15 protein-coding genes and 1 pseudogene are annotated in these 18,402 nt (G+C 70.2%); 8 read left to right on the top strand and 8 right to left on the bottom strand.

Features of this window, described 5'->3' with window-relative positions; translation table 11 throughout:
• Positions 1–300 precede the first annotated feature (300 nt).
• Together ACFYW3_RS14120 and ACFYW3_RS14115 are read left to right on the top strand one after the other, a co-directional pair.
• Entirely contained in the window at positions 301–1,485 is a 1,185-nt protein-coding gene (locus ACFYW3_RS14120; protein WP_389386384.1) for a hypothetical protein, read from the top strand.
• A 1,088-nt stretch (positions 1,486–2,573) separates the two neighbouring features.
• On the top strand, positions 2,574–2,798 hold the full coding sequence (locus ACFYW3_RS14115) for a hypothetical protein (protein WP_389386383.1): 225 nt from the start codon (positions 2,574–2,576) through the stop codon (positions 2,796–2,798).
• Between the two features lie 270 nt (positions 2,799–3,068).
• Here ACFYW3_RS14115 and ACFYW3_RS14110 read toward each other — a convergent pair.
• The 6 genes and pseudogenes from ACFYW3_RS14110 to ACFYW3_RS14085 all read right to left on the bottom strand — a co-directional run.
• A pseudogene (locus tag ACFYW3_RS14110) lies at positions 3,069–3,325 on the bottom strand (IS21 family transposase); the annotation flags it as partial.
• Between the two features lie 34 nt (positions 3,326–3,359).
• Entirely contained in the window at positions 3,360–3,899 is a 540-nt protein-coding gene (locus ACFYW3_RS14105; protein ID WP_389386382.1) for a hypothetical protein, read from the bottom strand.
• Positions 3,896–5,011 (bottom strand): tyrosine-type recombinase/integrase, encoded by a 1,116-nt coding sequence (locus tag ACFYW3_RS14100; RefSeq protein WP_389386381.1) that lies wholly within the window; start codon positions 5,009–5,011, stop codon positions 3,896–3,898. Before ACFYW3_RS14100 ends, ACFYW3_RS14105 begins: the two co-directional genes overlap by 4 nt.
• Before the next feature lie 183 nt (positions 5,012–5,194).
• Positions 5,195–5,722, bottom strand: coding sequence for an AAA family ATPase (locus tag ACFYW3_RS14095; RefSeq protein WP_389386380.1), 528 nt, complete (start codon positions 5,720–5,722; stop codon positions 5,195–5,197).
• Between the two features lie 69 nt (positions 5,723–5,791).
• The gene (locus ACFYW3_RS14090) at positions 5,792–6,625 is read right to left on the bottom strand and encodes a MerR family transcriptional regulator (protein ID WP_351754603.1); all 834 of its coding nucleotides are present in this window, start codon (positions 6,623–6,625) and stop codon (positions 5,792–5,794) included.
• A 95-nt stretch (positions 6,626–6,720) separates the two neighbouring features.
• On the bottom strand, positions 6,721–7,191 hold the full coding sequence (locus ACFYW3_RS14085; RefSeq protein WP_389386379.1) for a hypothetical protein: 471 nt from the start codon (positions 7,189–7,191) through the stop codon (positions 6,721–6,723).
• A gap of 422 nt (positions 7,192–7,613) precedes the next feature.
• On the opposite strand from ACFYW3_RS14085, the gene ACFYW3_RS14080 reads away from it, so the two are divergent.
• On the top strand, positions 7,614–8,450 hold the full coding sequence (locus ACFYW3_RS14080; protein ID WP_389386378.1) for a peptidoglycan-binding protein: 837 nt from the start codon (positions 7,614–7,616) through the stop codon (positions 8,448–8,450).
• 466 nt (positions 8,451–8,916) lie between these two features.
• Here the strand turns inward: ACFYW3_RS14080 and ACFYW3_RS14075 are convergent, their stop codons facing one another.
• Positions 8,917–10,215: an ROK family protein gene (locus ACFYW3_RS14075; protein ID WP_389386377.1), complete on the bottom strand. Its 1,299-nt coding sequence runs from the start codon at positions 10,213–10,215 to the stop codon at positions 8,917–8,919.
• A 253-nt stretch (positions 10,216–10,468) separates the two neighbouring features.
• Between ACFYW3_RS14075 and ACFYW3_RS14070 the strand changes: the two genes are divergently transcribed.
• The 5 genes from ACFYW3_RS14070 (at position 10,469) to ACFYW3_RS14050 (ending at position 16,096) form a co-directional block, all read left to right on the top strand.
• Positions 10,469–11,788 (top strand): ABC transporter substrate-binding protein, encoded by a 1,320-nt coding sequence (locus ACFYW3_RS14070; protein ID WP_389386376.1) that lies wholly within the window; start codon positions 10,469–10,471, stop codon positions 11,786–11,788.
• A 10-nt stretch (positions 11,789–11,798) separates the two neighbouring features.
• Positions 11,799–12,779, top strand: a complete 981-nt coding sequence (locus ACFYW3_RS14065) for a carbohydrate ABC transporter permease (protein WP_389386375.1) — start codon at positions 11,799–11,801, stop codon at positions 12,777–12,779.
• Complete coding sequence (locus ACFYW3_RS14060) at positions 12,772–13,650, top strand: carbohydrate ABC transporter permease (RefSeq protein WP_389386374.1); 879 nt, start codon at positions 12,772–12,774, stop codon at positions 13,648–13,650. Before ACFYW3_RS14065 ends, ACFYW3_RS14060 begins: the two co-directional genes overlap by 8 nt.
• Positions 13,647–15,038 (top strand): GH1 family beta-glucosidase, encoded by a 1,392-nt coding sequence (locus ACFYW3_RS14055; RefSeq protein ID WP_389386373.1) that lies wholly within the window; start codon positions 13,647–13,649, stop codon positions 15,036–15,038. The genes ACFYW3_RS14060 and ACFYW3_RS14055 overlap by 4 nt, the downstream gene beginning before the upstream one ends.
• A 140-nt stretch (positions 15,039–15,178) precedes the next feature.
• Entirely contained in the window at positions 15,179–16,096 is a 918-nt protein-coding gene (locus tag ACFYW3_RS14050) for an NADP-dependent oxidoreductase (RefSeq protein WP_351754737.1), read from the top strand.
• 109 nt (positions 16,097–16,205) lie between these two features.
• On the opposite strand, the gene ACFYW3_RS14045 is transcribed toward ACFYW3_RS14050, so the two are convergent.
• Positions 16,206–18,362, bottom strand: a complete 2,157-nt coding sequence (locus ACFYW3_RS14045) for a discoidin domain-containing protein (RefSeq protein ID WP_389386372.1) — start codon at positions 18,360–18,362, stop codon at positions 16,206–16,208.
• Between the last annotated feature and the right edge of the window lie 40 nt (positions 18,363–18,402).

Here is an 18,402-nt window from a genome sequence, read left to right as displayed (position 1 = left end):
GCCGGATCGGGCAGGTACTGGCCGGCGTGGTCGGCCGGCCGGCTGTGGAACGGGTGCGTACGTTCCCGCCTCATCGGTAATCAGAGCCGTGAACAGAGCTGGGAGTTGAGGCCTCGAGCACTCCTTTCACCCAGCCCAGCCGGGCAAAGCCGACCACCGACTGACTCGCCGCATTCATGCTGATCTTGCTCCCGCCTCCTTGCTGCACTGATTCCGCGTCTGTATTTTCCAGGACGCGCTCGTATGTCTGCCAGTACGCTCCCATCAGCGACCGCAGGTGTGGGCAACCGGGAGGGTCACATGGCAGTCAACGGAATCTACATCCCCGGCTGGGAGTACAACCGCCTGCTCGCAGATGATCCGTACAAGCCACGAAACAGTGCCTTACCTGGTGCTCTCCTCTGGAATGGTGCCGCTCCTCTGTGGATGTTCGAGAAGGTCTACTGCACCAAAGAGTCCCTGGAGAGCGAGAAGTTCGCCGCAGAGGAGGTCGGCTGGGCGACCAGCAGGATCTTTCAGCAACTCGCTGACGGTCGTGGCCGCTGCGGCGGGATCCTGGAGACCGTGGACTGGCAAACCCTGAATGACGACCCCAGAGATTGCCTGGGTAGGATCCACGCATCCCTTAAGGCGGACGATTCCTGTCAGGTACGGCGTTGGATCGACGAAGGGAACGACCCGGCGCTCGAGCAAGTCAACCACACCTTGCTGCAGCCAGTGGCAGCCGCACATCACAGCATCGTCGCCGGATCCATGGGCGGACTACGCCACTGGCTGGCACCACAGGGAGCCCCGCAGCACCCGACCCCCGAAGGGCGCCACGAGCAAATCCAAAGGCTTCTCTCCCTGATCAGCGCCCCGATCGACAACGCACAGCCCAACGGGCTTCGGCTGCTGCGGCATCCACGAGACTGGGATCCTGGAGCGCTTGCCAGGCAGGAACAGGCCAAGGAAAGGGTGGAGACGCCCTTCATCCGAGACCTGCAGGCCGGGGAAGGCGACTTCGAAGGGGCAAACGGATTCCAGCCCTACCTTCGCAACGTCGCTACCGAGAAAGCTGTCTACCAGGGCGTCGACGCCCCACTCTTCTCCGATTGGAAGAACAACCTCGATCGCCTGCTGAAGCTTCGCGACGCAGCAGAAAAGCATCTCTGGCCAAACCTTCACGGTGAGTGGCTTCCGGCGCTCCTCGAGAACGATCCGAAAACCTTCAAGAAGTTTCCGCATTACGTCAAGGACGCACTGCGCTACAGCCCCATCGGCGAGCTCCTCAACCTCACCACCACGCAAGTGATCGGACTGGCTTCCGCCGCAATCGGAGCAGCGGCCACTTACGATCCCGAGCTCCAGGACGTGGCAGCCTATGTCTCCGCCGGAGGGGCAACGGCGGTAGTGATCGACAAGATCGGCGAAAGGCGGATGGCCCCCAATGCCGGCCCCCTCGCGGTCTTCTATCAAGAGGCGTTTCGCGTACTTCGGCACTGACTTGCCGTGATCCCCCCCCACCTACCCTCCGCCATGGGTACGGGTACGTACCCGTACCCATAGCCCCCTGAAGAGCCGGGTCGAGGCGATCACGGGTACTGGCAGTGGGCCGCCTCCTGATCCTTCTGATCAGCTCTGGCGAGAGAGGAGCGCGAGGAGTCGCAGGCGCTGGTCGGCGCCAAGGCCCTGGACGCGGCGGGCGTCAAAGGCGCGGAGGTCGGCCAGTAGTCGACCGGCGCGGACTGACCCGATGCCGCCCTGGTCCCGGCCGGTGCCGGTGAACTGGAGCGCCTGGGCCCGTTCGTCATGGCCTCGCGAGGCACCCGCCGAGGCCGGAGGTGGATGTTCGCGAGATCCGGAGGCAGTACACCGCTGTGGGCCGCGAGACGGCGTCGGAGCCGCGCCACCGGCCACCGGGCTCCGTAGCCGGCGCTTTGGTCCCCAGCGACCCGGTTCCCGAGGATGCCCTGACCGTCGGCGCTACGTCCCGGCGCCGGGCGGTGCCGTCGGACGTCATGAACGACGGATCGGCGCCCGACGGTCAGGGTGACGCCCGAACTGCTGTCAAAACGCTGCTCTTCGACGCGTACAAAGCCGGCTCCCGGTCGTCGAGAGAAAGGCGAGCACTTGCGTAGCGTCTCCCGGTGGCTTTGTAGGGAACTGGCGCTCCCCGTCGCCTCCTCACGCCTACGAGGCAGGTCGGTCCGACCTCATCCTGTATCCGGCGGGCCCGGTCTCGCTCGGTTCTCATCGGTCTCGACAACCACATGATCATCAGCATCGTGCCTGCTCTGCTGTCCGGGTTCCCCGACCGCACAACGGGCATGACGTCACGTCACGCATGAACCCGGCCAACCGGACCAACCTCGACTACGCAATGCCCCTGAACCGCTCTTGACCTCAAGCATTGCATCATCCTCCACAGACCACTCCAGTCATTCTCTTACCGTGGCCCGCACGGCACGGGCCGGGACCAAGAATTTGCCTTATCGTTTCTTCGCGCAGGAATCTTTACAGCGGGCGACATGTGAGTGCATCCTTTGGCAAGTACTGCTCGCATTGAGCTCTCAATTCCAGGGGGATGCGGCATGAACATCGAAGTTGCGGCTAAGATTGTCACGGGCGTCAGCGCCTTGGCTGTCAACTGGGGGAGCAAGAAGATCATCGCCTCGCTTAAAGATGAGGGGTATCAGGTGCCCGAGTGGCTGGAGGAACTTGCCCCTGCTGCGCTTGGGCTGGCCACTAACCTGGGAGTCGGCCGCTACATTGACGGTCCGTCCCAGCCTCAGCCTCAGCGTAACGGGAAATCCTGAACGCTACCTTCTAGGCTTCCTTCTCCCCCTTCGCATTTGCGGAGGGGGAGATGGTACCGGATTCCACCATCGAGCTAGACAAACTAGATGCATAGCTACATCTAGAGTTCTGAACTCACGAGTGATGAACCAAGCATAGGCAACGCATAGGGCCTGCGGGGGGAGGGGCATCGATGATCAATTATCGCATCGTCACCCCTGCGTTTCCAAGCGTTGCGCCGTACGGTTTGGCGGTCGAGCCGGAGCCGGGCGTTGATCGCGTCGGTGGTGAGGCCCTGCTGGAACAGGGTCTTGGCGTTCCTCCGCGAGCCGCTCGACGGGCTTGCGCCACGTCGCCTTGTGCGTTCGGGAATTGACCTCGTCGCAGAATATCCGGCAGGCCGCCTCGAGCTCTCAGAATTTTTTGTATTGCTCTCGCAGGTTTGGCCCGTAGCCATCAGATCGGCTTTGGCGATCTTCACCGTGGTTTCGGGGTCCGCCTGCAGGCATGTACGAATGGTCGTGCCGTATTCTCTGGACTTTGAGATCGGCTTCGAGGGCGGTGTGAATTCGCGGTTTCTGTCAGGGCAGGTGTGGGCGAGTCTCTGTCCAGGCGAGGAGCTGATCCCGTACTGGGCTGGGTTGCAGGTGGATGACGAGCCTGTCCAGGTGGGCCGTGAGGTTCTTGTGCCGTCGCAGTTCGCCGATCTGCTCGACCGCGAGGTTGCGCCAGTGATCGGCGAGAGCACGGGCCTCAGCAGGTGTGAGGGCAAGTGCGGCAACGGTGTCGGCCGCCAGCGTCGCGGGGCTCCAGTCATGATCCTCGCCGTCAGGGCCGAGCTGGTCGATCATCCACATCCGTAGCATGAAGTTCCGTTGAGCCCCTCGTGCTCGATCCCACAGACCATCGCCGTGCAAACGCTGGTTGGCATGCAGCGACAGCTTGGCCCACTGCTTGCGGGCTTCGTGGGGTTCATCGGCGCGATAGGCATGGCTCTGCGCGACGACACGTACCGCCTCCAGCTCCTGGCCTTGGGCATCCTCGGCGAACATCTGAAGACGTTCGATCGTCCAGGTGCTGAGGTCCCGGCTTGGGATTTCGTGATCGGCGTCGGCGTTCAAAAGTCCTCGTTCCTGATGGTGGGTATGCCGAGGTCGACGTCGGCTCCCTGGTGGGGACGTCGGTCGACCTGGGCGAGCTTGTCCTCGGCTCCCGCAAGGCTGACACGCAGGCCTTCGACCTCGCCGAGCCACCCCTCGCGCTCAGCCTCGGCGATTCGGGCGATGAGATTGTCGCGGATCTCGACCAGCCGGTCGCGCTGGGCAGGGTCGGGCCAGAGCATCGGGCAGCGCACGCAGGCGTGTTCGTGGATGCACGGAGTGCCGAACGAGCGTCCGCAGGTTCCGGTGGAGACCTTGCGGCGTTCGAAGTGGCCGAGGGACTCGGTCCACTCCTCGTCGGTGGGGTGGTGGTACTCGTCGCTGGGTCGCATGGCTCGTCTGCGGGCGCCGGGCCGCCCGGGCCTCCCGACCCGGGCGAGGAAGGCCGGGTGGGCCTGGACGGCTTCGTCCGGATAGACCGCCTTGTAGCCGAGAGCGACATTGATGTCCTGGTGCCCGGCGACGACCTGGGCAATGTGCGGAGGCAAGCCGCTCAGGACGGCGTCGGTGATGAACAGCCTGCGGAAATCGTGCGGAGTGAAGTGCAGAGGGCCGCCGGTGACCGAGTCGGTCAAACCGGTGTGCGCGAGCGCGGTTGTCAGCAACTTCCGGATGGCGCCGGAGCTGATCGCTCGGTTCTCCCCGCCTCGGTGCCGCTGGAACAGCAAGGGCGAGGGCGGCAGCCAGGTGCGTTCGTAGTGGTCGTAGGCGGGAACCCGAGGGACTTTCCCGTTCGAGTCACGGATGCGGCAGATCACCGTGGAGAGCACGTCGGCGAGCTCGGGACTGACGACCAACAGCCTCTCAATGTCCGTCTTCGACGGGATGATCTGCAGCAGCGGGATGAGCTCGCCGGTGGTCGGCAGCCGGTATTGGATCAGACTGTGGTGGGAGAGTTCGGTGAGTACCTCACGCTTGTCGTTCTTCCGGTTGATCTCCTCGCTGCCCACCGGGCGTGGCGTGGCCCACCGGGCCCAGCGAGAGGGCTCCTCGACGGCCCAATGGGCCAGGTCAAGGCAGAAGGCCCGCACCGGGGTGAGGCACTCGCGGTAGTTGCCTCCATGACCCCCCATCAGAACCCTTTGAAGACACTGCCTAGTGCTGTGGCCGGGAGGGTTTGCCGGGTCGCGGTGTCCGGTGCGGTGCATCGCAAGGCGGAGGACCGCCTCGTGTACTGGACGTACCTGAGCGGTCCGACAACGCGGCGAGGTGCCGTGCCGGGCGCCGTGACACGGTGAACCTTTCCGGTCACAGCACTAGCCGGCCCGTCGCGTCCGGAGCCACGCGTCGGCGTCCGCGGGCGTGCGCAGTCGGACCACGCGCAGCGGGGCGAAGCGGGGGTCGGCGGCCCGGCCGCCGATCTCGGCCCGCCGGTCGGCGTACCGGGACCAGGCCCACCACACGGGATGGTCGGACCGCAACCATTCCCGCCAGGCCTCCCGGTTGCCGTTGAACAGCCGCTCCCGCGTCAGGCTTCGGCGCAGCGACCGGGTCAGCACCCTCCGCATGACCACGGACCGCCGGTGGTCGAGCCAGACCACCGTGTCGGCGCGCGCCCAGAGCAGGTCCCGGACCGCCGCCGGACCGGAGGAGTCGAGCACCCACAGCCCGGTCGCGGCGATCCGCTCGATGTCGGCCGCGTACGTCTCGCTGACCGCCCACCCCGGTCCGCCGAAATGGAGCGCGTCCACCTCGTGGTAGGGCAGCCCGAGGCGCCGGCCCAATGCCCTGGCCAGGGTGGACTTGCCGGCTCCGCTGATGCCGACGACGAGTACGCGCTGCACCAGCGGAGCGTATGCCGCCGGAGGCCGGTCGGCCAGGGATCGGCCGGCCAGGGATCGGCCGATCAGAGGTCAGTCGGTCAGTGGCTCCTGGAGTTCCGTGACCCACTGCTCGCGGTCCTCGGGGCAGTCCAGGTTCAACTCGCGCGCGTACCCGGCCGAGCGGTGGCCGTGCGCGTCGATCCAGCGCGCCAACGCCTGGGCGGCCGGCAACACGTCGTCCATGGCGCCCCGGTGCACGACGGTCGCCGCGCGTTCCACACCGGGCAGTTCGACGATCCGTACGGCGCCCCCGAGATCCTCGGCGCGCACGGCGGCCGAGACGGGGAGCCCCGCGTGCACCAGGACCGATCCGGGCTCGCCGCCCGGAGCGGCCTCGTAGTAGGCGAGACCGGGGCCCGTCGGGACCACCCCGGCCGTCCCGATCCGGTGGCACAGGTCGTCGTACAAGGGACCGATGACCGGACCGATGTCCTGCGGGGCGTAGCTCGCCGCGACGCCGGTCAGTTCGGCGAGCCGGACGGGCGGAAGACTCTTCACGACGATCTCGTCGGTGGGCATGGTTCCCTCGCTCTCGATGGTCCGGAGCCTCGTCTCGACCTGGTGCAGCCGGGCCGCCGCGGCGGCCATGGCGCTCTCCAGTTCGGCCTGCCGCAACCGCAGCATGCCGCGCAGCTCGTCCGCGCCCAACCGCTTGTTCAGGATCGCCCCGACCTGTTCCAGGCTGAAGCCGAGATCCTTGAGCGCGATGACACGGTTGAGGCGGGCGAGTTGCTCTGCCTCGTAGAAGCGGTAGCCGGTCGTGGGGTCGACACGGGCGGGGCGCAACAGTCCGAGCGCGTCGTAGTGACGCAACATGCGGACCGACACCCGGCCGTGTTTGGCGAAGTCTCCGATGGTGAACATGATGTCTCCCAGTGCAGGCCCTGACACGGGGGGAGAGTCAAGCACGGCCGGGTGGGGCCGCCGCGGTCGGGCGCGGAAAGGGGGAAACGGGCCGGTCAGCCGCCGTACTGGCGTACGCAGAGGTCCACGATGGACGGCGGTACGGTGCCCTCCGCGGCCGCGCACAGTTCGTCGCCGCGCGGAGCCCGGGGCGCGGACCGGCGCGGGACGTGCGGGGAGGCGGCCTTGGGCGGCCCCGCGTGCCGGGGCGTGGCGGGCGGCGCCGCGGTTGGGCGGGCCTCGCGGGCCGGCCCATGGCCCGGGTTCGCGTCCGGGGCGGTGTCCGCATCCCGGGCGGGTTCGTCGGTACGGCCCGGCAGCGGACCCAGGGGCAGGGCGGGGGAGAGCGGCGGAGCCGCAGGGGTGTCGGACGCGTCCCGGTCGGCCGTGGCGTCCGGGGCGTCGGCGGGCGGTACGGAGCCCCGCCCCGGGCCCGTGGGAGGGGACTCCGGGCCGACGGAGACACAGCCGGCGGTCGCGAGGAGCGCGAGAACGGAGAGGGGCAGGGCGGCCCGGCGTAACTGCATGCGTCCACCATGCCGTACCCGGGGAGGGCCGGGTTCCAGCAGCTCACACGTCCGGGTGACGGGGTGGCGGTGGCCGAACCGCTCCGCCGGGCGGACCTTCCCATTGCCGAATCGGTTCGTCATGGGGAAGCGACCCGGAACGCCCGATCCGGTCGCGGAGGGGTCCGCGGTACGGACGACGGAGAGACGAGACGCCCACGGCCCGGCCCGCGTCCCGAGACCCCGGGCCGGGACCAACGGCCCCTCCTCAGCGGACAGATCGGGGCGGGTCGGACATCAGGCTTGACCGGGGGAATCCCGGGGGGAAGAGTGCGCCCGATCAAGATCCACGGTCTGGGCCGCGGCGACGCCGAGCCCGACCGGCCGGGAGCGGGCCGGCGACGCACCACCGTGGCGACCTCCGCACCTGCCGGGAGACAGCCGTGTCCCACGACACCGATGAGAGCGCGACCGTGCCCGACGACCACCTGCTCGTACGCCCGTACGTCGCTCCGTCGGGGCGCCCGTCCCGTGCGGCGGGTCCCGCCCGACCGCGCACGGAACCCGCCGCCGACCCCCGCGCCCACTCCGGCGACGAGTCGGCTTCGGGCCACACACCCGCGTGGTACGGACAGGACCCCGCTCCGGGCGTTCCGTACGCCCCGGCCCCGGCCCCGGGGCCGGGGCCGGCGCCCGTCGTCGCGCCCGCGCCCGTACCCGTCGCGCGGGAGAGGACTGGCTGGTTGCCGGCGGCGGCTCTGGCCCTGCTCGGGCTCGCCGTGGCCGGAGGCCTGGTGTACCTGACGGCCGGGCCCGAGCCCGAGTCCCCGCGGGTCGCACCGCCCTCCGGGCTGTCCGTACCGGTGCTCCCGGCCCGCAGCCCGGACGCCGGGCTCGACGCGGGCGGGGCCGAGTCGTCCGCGAGCCCCGCCGTGCCGCCGTCCTCCGCCTCGGCGTCGAGTGCGGCCGGGCGGGGAGCCGAGGGGCCCTCCACCTCGCCCGGCCGGGGGTCGACGCCCACCACCGCCCCGTCGCCGAGCCGGCCGCCGGCCACGGCACCCGGAGACGGCGCCTCCGCGACCCTGCGGCCCGGAGATCGCGGGCCCGAGGTCCGCGCCCTGCAGGAGCGGCTCCACGGCCAGGGGTTCACGTACGTGTCCACGACCGGGGTGTACGACGAACAGACCCGGCGCGGTGTCGTCCAACTCCAGAGCGACCGGAGCATCACGGGCGACCCCCGGGGCGTCTACGGCCCCGCGACCCGGGCGGCCTTCGACTGAGCGATCCGGGCGGGCCCGACGACCCCGAGGGCTCGACGACCCCGAGGCACCGACGACCCCGAGGGCCCGACGGCCGGACGAACCGACGGGCGCGCCCGGTACGGGTCAGCGCCCGCCGGACACCCGCAGGACGGCCCCCGTCGTGTACGAGGCCTCGGGGGCCGCGCCGCCGAATCCCCTCGGTACCGTCCGCCCCGGCCGCGCCCGCCCGACTATGCGGCCGCACCCCCGCCGTTCGCCCCGTCCGCGCCCGCCCGGCCACGCGGCCGCACCCCGGCGTCCGCCCCGGCCGCACCCCGGCGTCCGCCCCGGCCGCACCCCGGCGTCCGCCCCGGCCGCACCCCGGCGTCCGCCCCGGCCGCACCCCGCCGTCCCGCCCAGTCGAGCCGCCACGCCCGTCGTTGCCGATCGCGGGTCACCCTTTCACCGGCCGCTCACCCCGGCCGGCCCCGCCACCGGGCACCGCTCACCCCGGGCGGCCCGCCGGTCCGCCCCGTACCTCCAGGGCCGTCTGCCAGCCCGGCTGTTCGGCCGGCGGTTCCGGGAGCCTGCGCCGGCCGCCCGCCGTGAAGAACGCGGACAGCGGCAGCGTCGCCGCGCCCACCGTCACCGCGTCCGGGCCGAGGGCCCCCAGGTCGATGGTGACGCGGTCGGCGGGGTGCCGCAGGGAGTGCCGCGTCGCGTGCTCCCGTACCGACGGCAGGATGTGCGGGCCCAGCAGCAGGCCCGCCCAGCCGCCGATCAGGATGCGTTCGGGGCGGAAGAGGTTGACGAGGTCCGAGAGGCCCGCGCCCAGGTACTCGGCCGTCTCCTCCAGGACGTCCACGGCCACCGCGTCCCCGGCGAGGGCCGCCGCCAGCAGGGCGGACAGGGCCTCCTCCTCGTCCACCGCGTCCATCGCCTCCCCGGCGCCGCGGTCCCGCTCCGCCCACCTGGCCAGCACCGACTCGGCGCCCGTGTAGGCCTCCAGGCAGCCCCGGGCCCCGCACCGGCAGCGCCGCCCGCGCACCGAGACCGTCAGGTGTCCCCACTCCAGCGCGGTGCCCGCGCCGTCGGTGATCAGGCTCGCGCCGACGCCGGAGCCGAAGAGGACGACCACGGCCTCGCGCGCGCCCCGTCCCGCCCCGAACCACATCTCCGCCTGCCCGAGGGTCCGGGCGCCGTTGTCGATGAGGTACGGAACCTCCTCGGGCAGGGCCTTGGTCGCGCGCAGCAGCGCCTCCAGCGGCACGGCGTCCCAACCGATGGTCTGACCGTGCACCACCGTCCCGCCCGGGGCATCCCGGTCCACTATCCCGGGCACGCCCACCCCGACGCCCAGCAGCCGGTCCGTGCCGATGCCCGCCTCGGCGAGCACCGTGGCGATCCCGGTGCGGACGTGGTCCACGATCGGGCCGACGTCGTAGCAGCCGCGCGGTTGCAACGGGAGTTCCGTGCGGGCGAGTTCCGTGAGCGCGAGGTCGAACAGCTCGACGCGGACGCGGGTTTCGCCGACGTCGACGCCGATCATGTGGGCGCTGCCCGGCGCGACCCTGAGGAGGGTGCGGGGGCGGCCGCCGTCCGAGTCGACGATCCCGGCCTCCTCCAGCAGGCCGTCGGCCACCAGCTCGCCGACCACGTTGCTGACGGATCCGGAACTCAGTCCCGTGGCCGGGCCCAGTTCCTGACGGCTCATCGGGCCGCCGAAGTACAGCTGCCGGAGGACCACGCTGCGGTTGCCGCGCCGCAGGTCCCGCACTGTTCGTCCGCTACGCCCTGTGGTCATCCGGCCCCTTCCGCAGTGACATCCAGCGCAACATACCCCTGCGCGACCCCTTGACGCGACCCTTTCACAGGGCTTAACTCACGTCCTAAATTAAGGCCTGGACGGGATGGGTGCCCACAAGGCGCCGAACGCACCACCACGGAGCGCCGCACAGCACGGACGAGCCGTGCGGCACCCCGCCCCGCCCCACGTGTCATGCGCCGTTCGCCACTCGCAGGCCTCCCCCGACCCTCCCGAAAGGGCCAGATCCGCCATGCGCAGAACCAGAGCCGCCGCTGCCGTCGTCGTCACCGCCTCCCTCCTCGCCGCCGCCACCGCCTGCGGCGGCGGCTCCGCGGACAGCGGGGGCGGCAGCAACACCAACCCCAGGGAGCTCACCTACTGGGCCTCCAACCAGGGCCCCGACATCGCGGCGGACCAGGCGATCCTCGGCCCGGAGCTGAAGAAGTTCGAGCAGCAGACCGGCATCAAGGTCAAGTTGGAAGTGGTCCCCTGGTCCGACCTCCTCAACCGGATCCTCGCGGCCACCGCCTCCGGCCAGGGCCCGGACGTGCTCAACCTGGGCAACACGTGGTCCTCCTCCCTCCAGGCCACCGGCGCCCTGCTGCCCTGGGACGCCGAGAACTTCGACGCCATCGGTGGCAAGGACCGCTTCGTCGCCTCGGCCATCGGCTCGGCCGGCGCGACCGGCAAGGACCCGGCCGCGGTCCCCCTGTACTCGATGTCGTACGCGCTCTACTACAACAAGAAGATGTTCCGGGACGCCGGCGTCGAGAAGCCCCCGGCCACCTGGGACGAGATGGTCACCATCGGCCAGAGGCTGTCCAAGGACGGCAAGTGGGCGCTGGGCGCCGAGGGTTCGAACCTGTCGAACAACATCCACCAGGCCTTCGTGTTCTCCAAGCAGCACGGCGCGGAGTTCTTCGACACCGCCGGCAAGCCCACCTTCGACAGCCCCGGCAACGTCGACGCCGTCAAGCAGTACGTCGACCTGATGGCCAAGGACAAGATCATCGCGCCCGGCAACGCCGAGTACGACAAGAACCAGTCCCTCCAGGACTTCGCCAACGGCAAGACGGCGATGGTCCTGTGGCAGAGCGCCGCCACCAGCTTCAAGGCCAACGGGATGAAGGAGGGCGACTGGGGCGTGGCCCCCGTCCCCGTCCCGGCGGGCGGCACGCCCGGCACCGGGAAGAACACCAACTCCATGGTCGCCGGCATCAACATGGCCGTCTTCAAGAACACCGACAACATCGACGGGGCCCTGAAGTTCGTGAAGTTCATGACCGGCGACGAGGAACAGAAGGTCCTCAACAAGACCTACGGGTCCATCCCGCCGGTCAAGGCCGCCCAGACCGACGGCGCGTTCGCCACCGACGACCTGACCGTGCTGCGCGACACCCTCGGCACGAGCGCCGCCCCGCTGCCCCAGGTCCCGGAGGAGTCACAGTTCGAGACGGCCGTCGGCACCGCCGTGAAGGAGCTGTTCGCCGAGGCCGCCGCGGGCAACCCGGTGACCACCGAGTCGGTCAAGGCGAAGCTCACCAAGGCCCAACAGCAGATGGCGAAGTGAGCACCGTCCGATGACCTCCGTGACCACGGAAGGCGCCGGTCGACTGCGGCGCGCCGCGACCCGGGTGCGCGTCACCGGTCGCGTGCGCCGCGCCGCCCTGCCCTACCTCCTGCTCCTGCCCGCCCTTCTCCTCGAACTGCTCGTCCACCTCGTCCCGATGGTGATGGGCATCCTGATGAGCTTCCGCGAACTGACCCAGTTCCACATCCGGGACTGGTCCCGCGCCCCCTGGACCGGCTTCGACAACTACGACCTCGCCGTGGACGTCAACCGGCCCGTCGGTGAAGCCCTGTTGGGCTCCTTCCTCACCACCTGCCTGTTCACCCTGCTCTCCGTGGCCCTGTGCTGGTTCCTCGGCACCGCCACCGCCGTCTTCATGCAGGAGAACTTCCGCGGCCGCGGATTCCTGCGCGCCCTGTTCCTGGTCCCGTACGCCCTGCCCGTCTACGCGGCCGTCATCACCTGGGCGTTCATGTTCCAACGGGACAACGGCCTGGTGAACCACGTCATCCACGACCAACTCGGCCTCGGCGGCGCCGAGCACACCTTCTGGCTGCTCGGCGACAACAGCTTCTGGGCGCTGCTGATCGTCTCCGTGTGGAAGGGCTGGCCGTTCGCCTTCCTGATCGTCATGGCGGCCCTCCAGAACGTCCCGAAGGAGCTCTACGAGGCCGCCGCCCTCGACGGCGCCGGCATCTGGCAGCAGATCCGCCGGATCACGCTGCCCTCGGTCGGCGCGGTCAACCAGGTGCTGATCCTCGTGCTGTTCCTGTGGACCTTCAACGACTTCAACACGCCGTTCGTGCTGTTCGGGAAATCCGCCCCCGAAGCCGCCGACCTGATCTCCATCCACATCTACCAGTCCAGTTTCGTCACCTGGAACTTCGGCACCGGCTCCGCCATGTCCGTCCTGCTGCTGCTCTTCCTGCTGCTGGTCACCGCCGGGTACCTGTTCCTGACCACCCGAGGCCGGAGGGACGCCGATGCCTGACCACCGCCCCCGCGCGCGCACCCGCTCCGCGCTCGACCCGCCCCTGTCCTACAAGGTGATCCGGGCCGTCTTCCTCACCCTGCTCACCGGCTTCGTGGCGCTGCCCGTCCACGTGATGGTCACCAGCTCCCTCAAGCCGCCGGCCGACGTCGCGGGCGCCTTCCGGTGGATCCCCAGCGGGCTCACCGTCCGCCCGTACATCGACATCTGGCACACCGTCCCGCTCGCCACGTACTTCCTGAACTCGCTGATCGTGGCCGGCGCCGCCACCGTCTGCTCCGTGGTCATCGCCGTCTTCGCCGCGTACGCCGTCAGCCGCCACCGCTTCCGCGGGAAGCGCCTGTTCACCGTCACCGTGCTGTCGACCCAGATGTTCCCCGGCATCCTCTTCCTGCTCCCGCTGTTCCTGATCTTCGTGAACATCGGCAACGCCACCGGGGTCGCCCTCTACGGCTCCCGCGGCGGCCTGATCCTCGCCTACCTGACCTTCTCCCTCCCCTTCTCCATCTGGATGCTCATCGGGTACTTCGACTCGGTGCCCCGCGACCTCGACGAGGCCGCCACCGTGGACGGCTGCGGCCCCCTCGGGGCGCTCTTGCGGGTCGTGGTCCCCGCGGCCGTCCCCGGCATCGTCGCCGTCGCCGTGTACGCCTTCATGACCGCCTGGGGAGAGGTCCTCTTCGCCTCGGTCATGACGAACGACAGCACCCGCACCCTGGCCGTCGGACTGCAGGGCTACTCCACGCAGAACGACGTGTACTGGAACCAGATCATGGCCGCCTCGCTCGTCGTCAGCATCCCCGTCGTCGCCGGATTCCTGCTGCTCCAGCGGTACTTGGTGGCCGGACTCACGGCAGGAGCCGTCAAATGACCCTTTCCGAAACCCGCCTCGACACCGTGCACGCCACCGTCCACGGCGCCGTCGACCTCGGCGCGCTGCCCCGCGACTTCGCCTGGGGCACCGCCACCTCCGCCTACCAGATCGAGGGCGCGGTGGCCGAGGACGGCCGCTCCCCGTCCATCTGGGACACGTTCTCCCACACCCCCGGGACCATCGACGGCGGCCACCACGGCGACACCGCCTGCGACCACTACCACCGCTGGCGCGACGACATCGCCCTGATGAAGGCACTCGGCACCAACGCCTACCGCTTCTCGGTGGCCTGGCCCCGCGTCGTCCCCGGCGGCGACGGGCCGGTCAACCCCAGGGGGCTGGGCTTCTACGACCAACTGGTCGACGGCCTGCTCGCCGCCGGCATCACCCCGTCCGTCACCCTCTACCACTGGGACCTGCCCCAGGCCCTCCAGGACCGCGGCGGCTGGCCCGAGCGGGCCACCGCCGAGGCCTTCGCCTCGTACGCGCACGTCGTCGCGGAGCGCCTCGGCGATCGGGTCACCCAGTGGACCACCCTCAACGAGCCCCTGTGCTCGGCGTGGATCGGCCACCTGGAGGGCAGGATGGCCCCCGGTCTCACCGACCTCACCGCCGCCGTCCGCGCCTCCTACCACCTTCTCCTGGGCCACGGCCTCGCCACCCGGGCCATCCGCGCCGCCGCCCCCGGCGCGCGGATCGGCATCGTCAACAACCTCTCCACCGTCGAGGCGGCCACCGACAGTGACGCCGACCGGGCGGCCGCCGTACGGATGGACGGACACGTCAACCGCTGGTGGCTCGACCCCGTCCACGGCCGCGGCTTCCCCGCCGACATGCGCGAGGTCTACGGCGTGGACCTCCCCGAACGCCCCGGCGACCTCGACGCCATCGCGGCCCCCCTCGACTGGATCGGCCTGAACTACTACTTCCCGCAGACCGTCGTCGCCGACCCGACCGGACCCGCCCCCCACGCCCGCCAGATCGACCTGCCCGGCGTCCCGCGCACCGGCATGGACTGGGAGGTCGATGCGAGCGGCATCGAGACGCTGCTCATGCGGCTCACCGAGGAGTACGGCGCCCGACGCATCCACGTCACCGAGAACGGCTCCTCCTACGCGGACACCGTCGCCCCGGACGGCGGTGTCCACGACCCCGAACGTGCCGCGTACCTGACCGCCCACCTCGCCGCCTGCGCCCGCGCCGCCCGCCGAGGCGCGCCCCTGGCCGGCTACTACGCCTGGTCCCTGCTCGACAACTTCGAATGGGCGTACGGCTACGACAAGCGGTTCGGTCTGGTCCGCGTGGACTACGACACCCAGGAACGCACCGTCAAGACCAGCGGAGCCCACTACGCCGACCTGATCGCCGCCCACCGGGCCCTGTGAGCCCCGGCGGTTTCCCGCGCCGTGCCCGCCCCGCTTCCCGGGGCGGGCACGGCTTTTCGTGATGGGATGCGGAACAGATGATTCCAGCCGCTCGCGGAAAGGTGAGACGCATGTCGTTGAACGTCGAGGACGAGGGCACCATGCGGGCGATGGTGTACGAGACGTACGGCGGGACGGAGGTGCTCGCCGAGACCCGGCTCCCGGTCCCCAAGGTCGGCCCCGGCGAGGTCCTCGTCCGGGTCAGGTGCGCCTCGGTCAACCCGGTCGACTGGAAGATCATGGCGGGTGGCCTCGACGCGCTCATGGACGTGGTGTACCCCGTGATCCCCGGCTGGGACGTGGCCGGGACGGTCGAGTACGTCGGCATCGACACCCCCGAGTTCACCGCGGGCGACGAGGTCATCGCCTACGCCCGCAAGGACTACGTGCACGGCGGCACCTTCGCCGAGTTCGTCACCGTGCCGGTACGGGCCCTCGCGCCGAAGCCCGTCTCGCTCAGCTGGCAGGAGGCGGCCGGACTGCCGCTGGCCGGCCTCACCGCCTACCAACTCCTCACCCGCCTCGACACCGGTCAGGACGACACCGTCCTCATCCACGGCGCGGCCGGCGGCGTCGGCTCCCTCGGCGTCCAGATCGCCCACGCCCTCGGCGCCCGCGTCATCGGAACGGCCTCCCCGCGCAACCACGACCGGCTCCGCGAGCTGGGCTGCGAACCCGTCGCCTACGGGGACGGCCTCACCGAACGGGTCCGCGAACTGGCCCCCGACGGGGTGAGCGTCGTAGCCGACTTCGTGGGCGGTGTCCTCGACGTCACCAAGGCCGTCCTCGCCCCCGGGGGCCGGCACGCCTCCATCGCCGACCCCGACGTGCTCGGCGCGGACGGCCAGTGGATGTGGGTCCGCCCCGTCGGCGAGGACCTCGCCGCCCTGGGCGGGCTCGCCGACACCGGACGGCTCGGCGTCACCGTCGCCAAGACGTTCCCGCTCTCCGAACTGGCCGCCGCCTTCGAGCTCAGTCAGGACGGACACACCGCCGGGAAGATCATCCTGGAGGTCTGACGGCCGCCGATCCGCCCGTCGCGGACATGACCGCGCGCCGCCCGGTGGTCGACCGGACGGCGCGCGGCGCCGCCGGGCCGCCCCGTGTCCCGCGGGGGTCAGGGGTGGATCAGGGGAACGAGACCACGGTGGAGGGGGTGGTCGACGTCCCCGAGGTGGGGGCGCCGGTGTTGTTGATGACGTGCTCGTACTGGCCGTTGCCGCCCAGCGAGACGACGAGCAGGTCGTGGAAGCGGACACCGGGCTTCACCGGTGCCTGGAAGCCATGGTCCTGACGGATCGTCGGATCCACGTTGTAGTAGCAGTAGCTGCCCAGGCCCCAGCCCTCGTGGGTGTTGACAGAGTCGGCCACCTTGTAGGCGGCGTAGCCCTTGATCGAACCGTTCTGGATCGAGGCCTGGTTCGGGGCGTCGTACGCCTTCTCGTTCTGGAAGAAGATCGTCCGGCCGCGCTCGCCGTTCCACTCGACGTCGTACTTGTTGAAGTGCTCGACGAACAGCCCGGTGGCCAACACGTCGTCACCGTTCACGCGGAAGCCGTGGTCGGAGCGGTTGGTCTCCCAGCCCACCCCGTCGCCGTGGTCGGCCCGCCAGATCCACGTGTGGTCGACGACGGTGTCGTGGTTGTTGATCACCATGCCGGCGGTGGCCTTGCCCGCCCCGGCGCCGCCGACGCGGATGAACACGTCCTGCACGGTCGTCGGGTTCGCCGCGTGGTCCGTGCTCGCGCCGGTCGGACCGACCTCCAGCAGGGTGGGGGAGTTGACCTGACCCGCGTCGATCAGGAAGCCCGCGAGCCTGACCCCGTCCACGTCGGCGACCTTCATGGCGGTCACCCCGTTGTCCGGGATGATCGTGGCCAGGCCCAGGCCCAGGACGACCGTGTCGGGGCGGTTCACCTGGATGGTCTGGTTCACGTGGTAGACGCCCGGGGTGAAGAGCAGGTGCAGGCCCTGGGCCAGCGCCTGGTTGATCGTGGCGGCGCTCGCGCCCGGCTTCACCACGTAGAACCGGCTCAGCGGGATCGAGGTGCCCTGCGGGGTGCCGTTGCCCCAAGAGGTGCCGCGGGCGTTGACCCGCTTCGCCGGGGCGAACACCTTGTACTCGTTCCCGTCGAGGTACAGGAAGGGCTTCTCCCGCGAGACGGGGGTGGTGTCCAGCGTGGTGTAGCGCGGCTCGGGAAAGCTCTGCGCGGGCGCGCCCTGGGTGCCGGAGAACACCTGGTTCCAGACGGAGTTGGACCAGCCGCCGATGGAGCTGTCGCGGGTGTACCACTGCTGCTGCGAGTAGTTGCCGACCTGGCCGTCGATCCTCGAGTCGGCGATGTACCCGCCGGAGGCCCAGCCGTAGCCGTTGGGGGCCAGGTTGAGTCCGCCCTTGACGTGCATCCGGCGGAACGGCGCGGCCTGGGACACGGCCCAGCGGTCGGTGCCGTTGACCGGGTTCAGCGCCAGGTTCTCCGCCGAACGCCAGAAGTTCTGCGTCGCGTTGCCGCCGAACCAGCCGGCGTCGACGGTCACGTCCCCGTTGATGGTGGTGTCGTCGGGGCTGAGGCCGAGACCCGAGATCGAGGTGTAGAAGCCGATCTGGGCGTTGAGGCCGTTGTACGTGCCCGGCTTGAACAGGAACTGGTAGCGGCCGGAGCCGAACTGGGCCGACTCCTGCTGAGCGAAGACCTGGTCCAGCCGGGCCTGGATGTTCGGCGTGGACGGATCGAAGACGATCACGTTGGGGCCGAGGTCGCCCCCGCCGGGGAGCGTCGGACCGGTACCGCCCGTGCCGTACACCTGGAACTCCCAGAGCGAGTAGCCGTATCCGGTGGCGCGCTGGGTGCCGTACACCCGGACGTAGCGGGCGGTGCCGGTGACGTCGTGGGTCTGGACCCCGCCGGCGGAGGTGGCGGTGGAGTGGACGGTGGACCAGTTGGTCCCGTCGGTGGACAGCTCGACCCGGTACGCCTTGGCGTACGCGGCCTCCCAGCGCAGCACGACCTGGCTGATCTGCGCCGGGGCGCCGAGGTCGACCTGTATCCACTGCGGGTCGGCGAACCGGCTGGACCAGCGGGTGTTGGTGTCGCCGTCCACGGCCGCGGAGGCCGGGGTGCCGCCGTTCTCGACGGTGGAGGCGGTGGCGGGCCTGCCCTGGGAGAGCAGCGCGGGCGCGGCGCTCGCGGCGGCGCCGGGAAGCAGCACGAGGAGGGACGCGACCAGGGCCGCGACGAGGGCCGCGACGGTGAGTCTCGGCGGGCGATCGAGGAGCAGGGGCATGCGGGGCACTCCTGACGTCGAGGATCCGGGGGGATCGAAG

Origin of the sequence: Streptomyces sp. NPDC002602, from assembly GCF_042889445.1 — a bacterium.
Lineage (GTDB): Bacteria > Actinomycetota > Actinomycetes > Streptomycetales > Streptomycetaceae > Streptomyces.
This window is presented reverse-complemented; position numbering and strand designations above follow the sequence as displayed.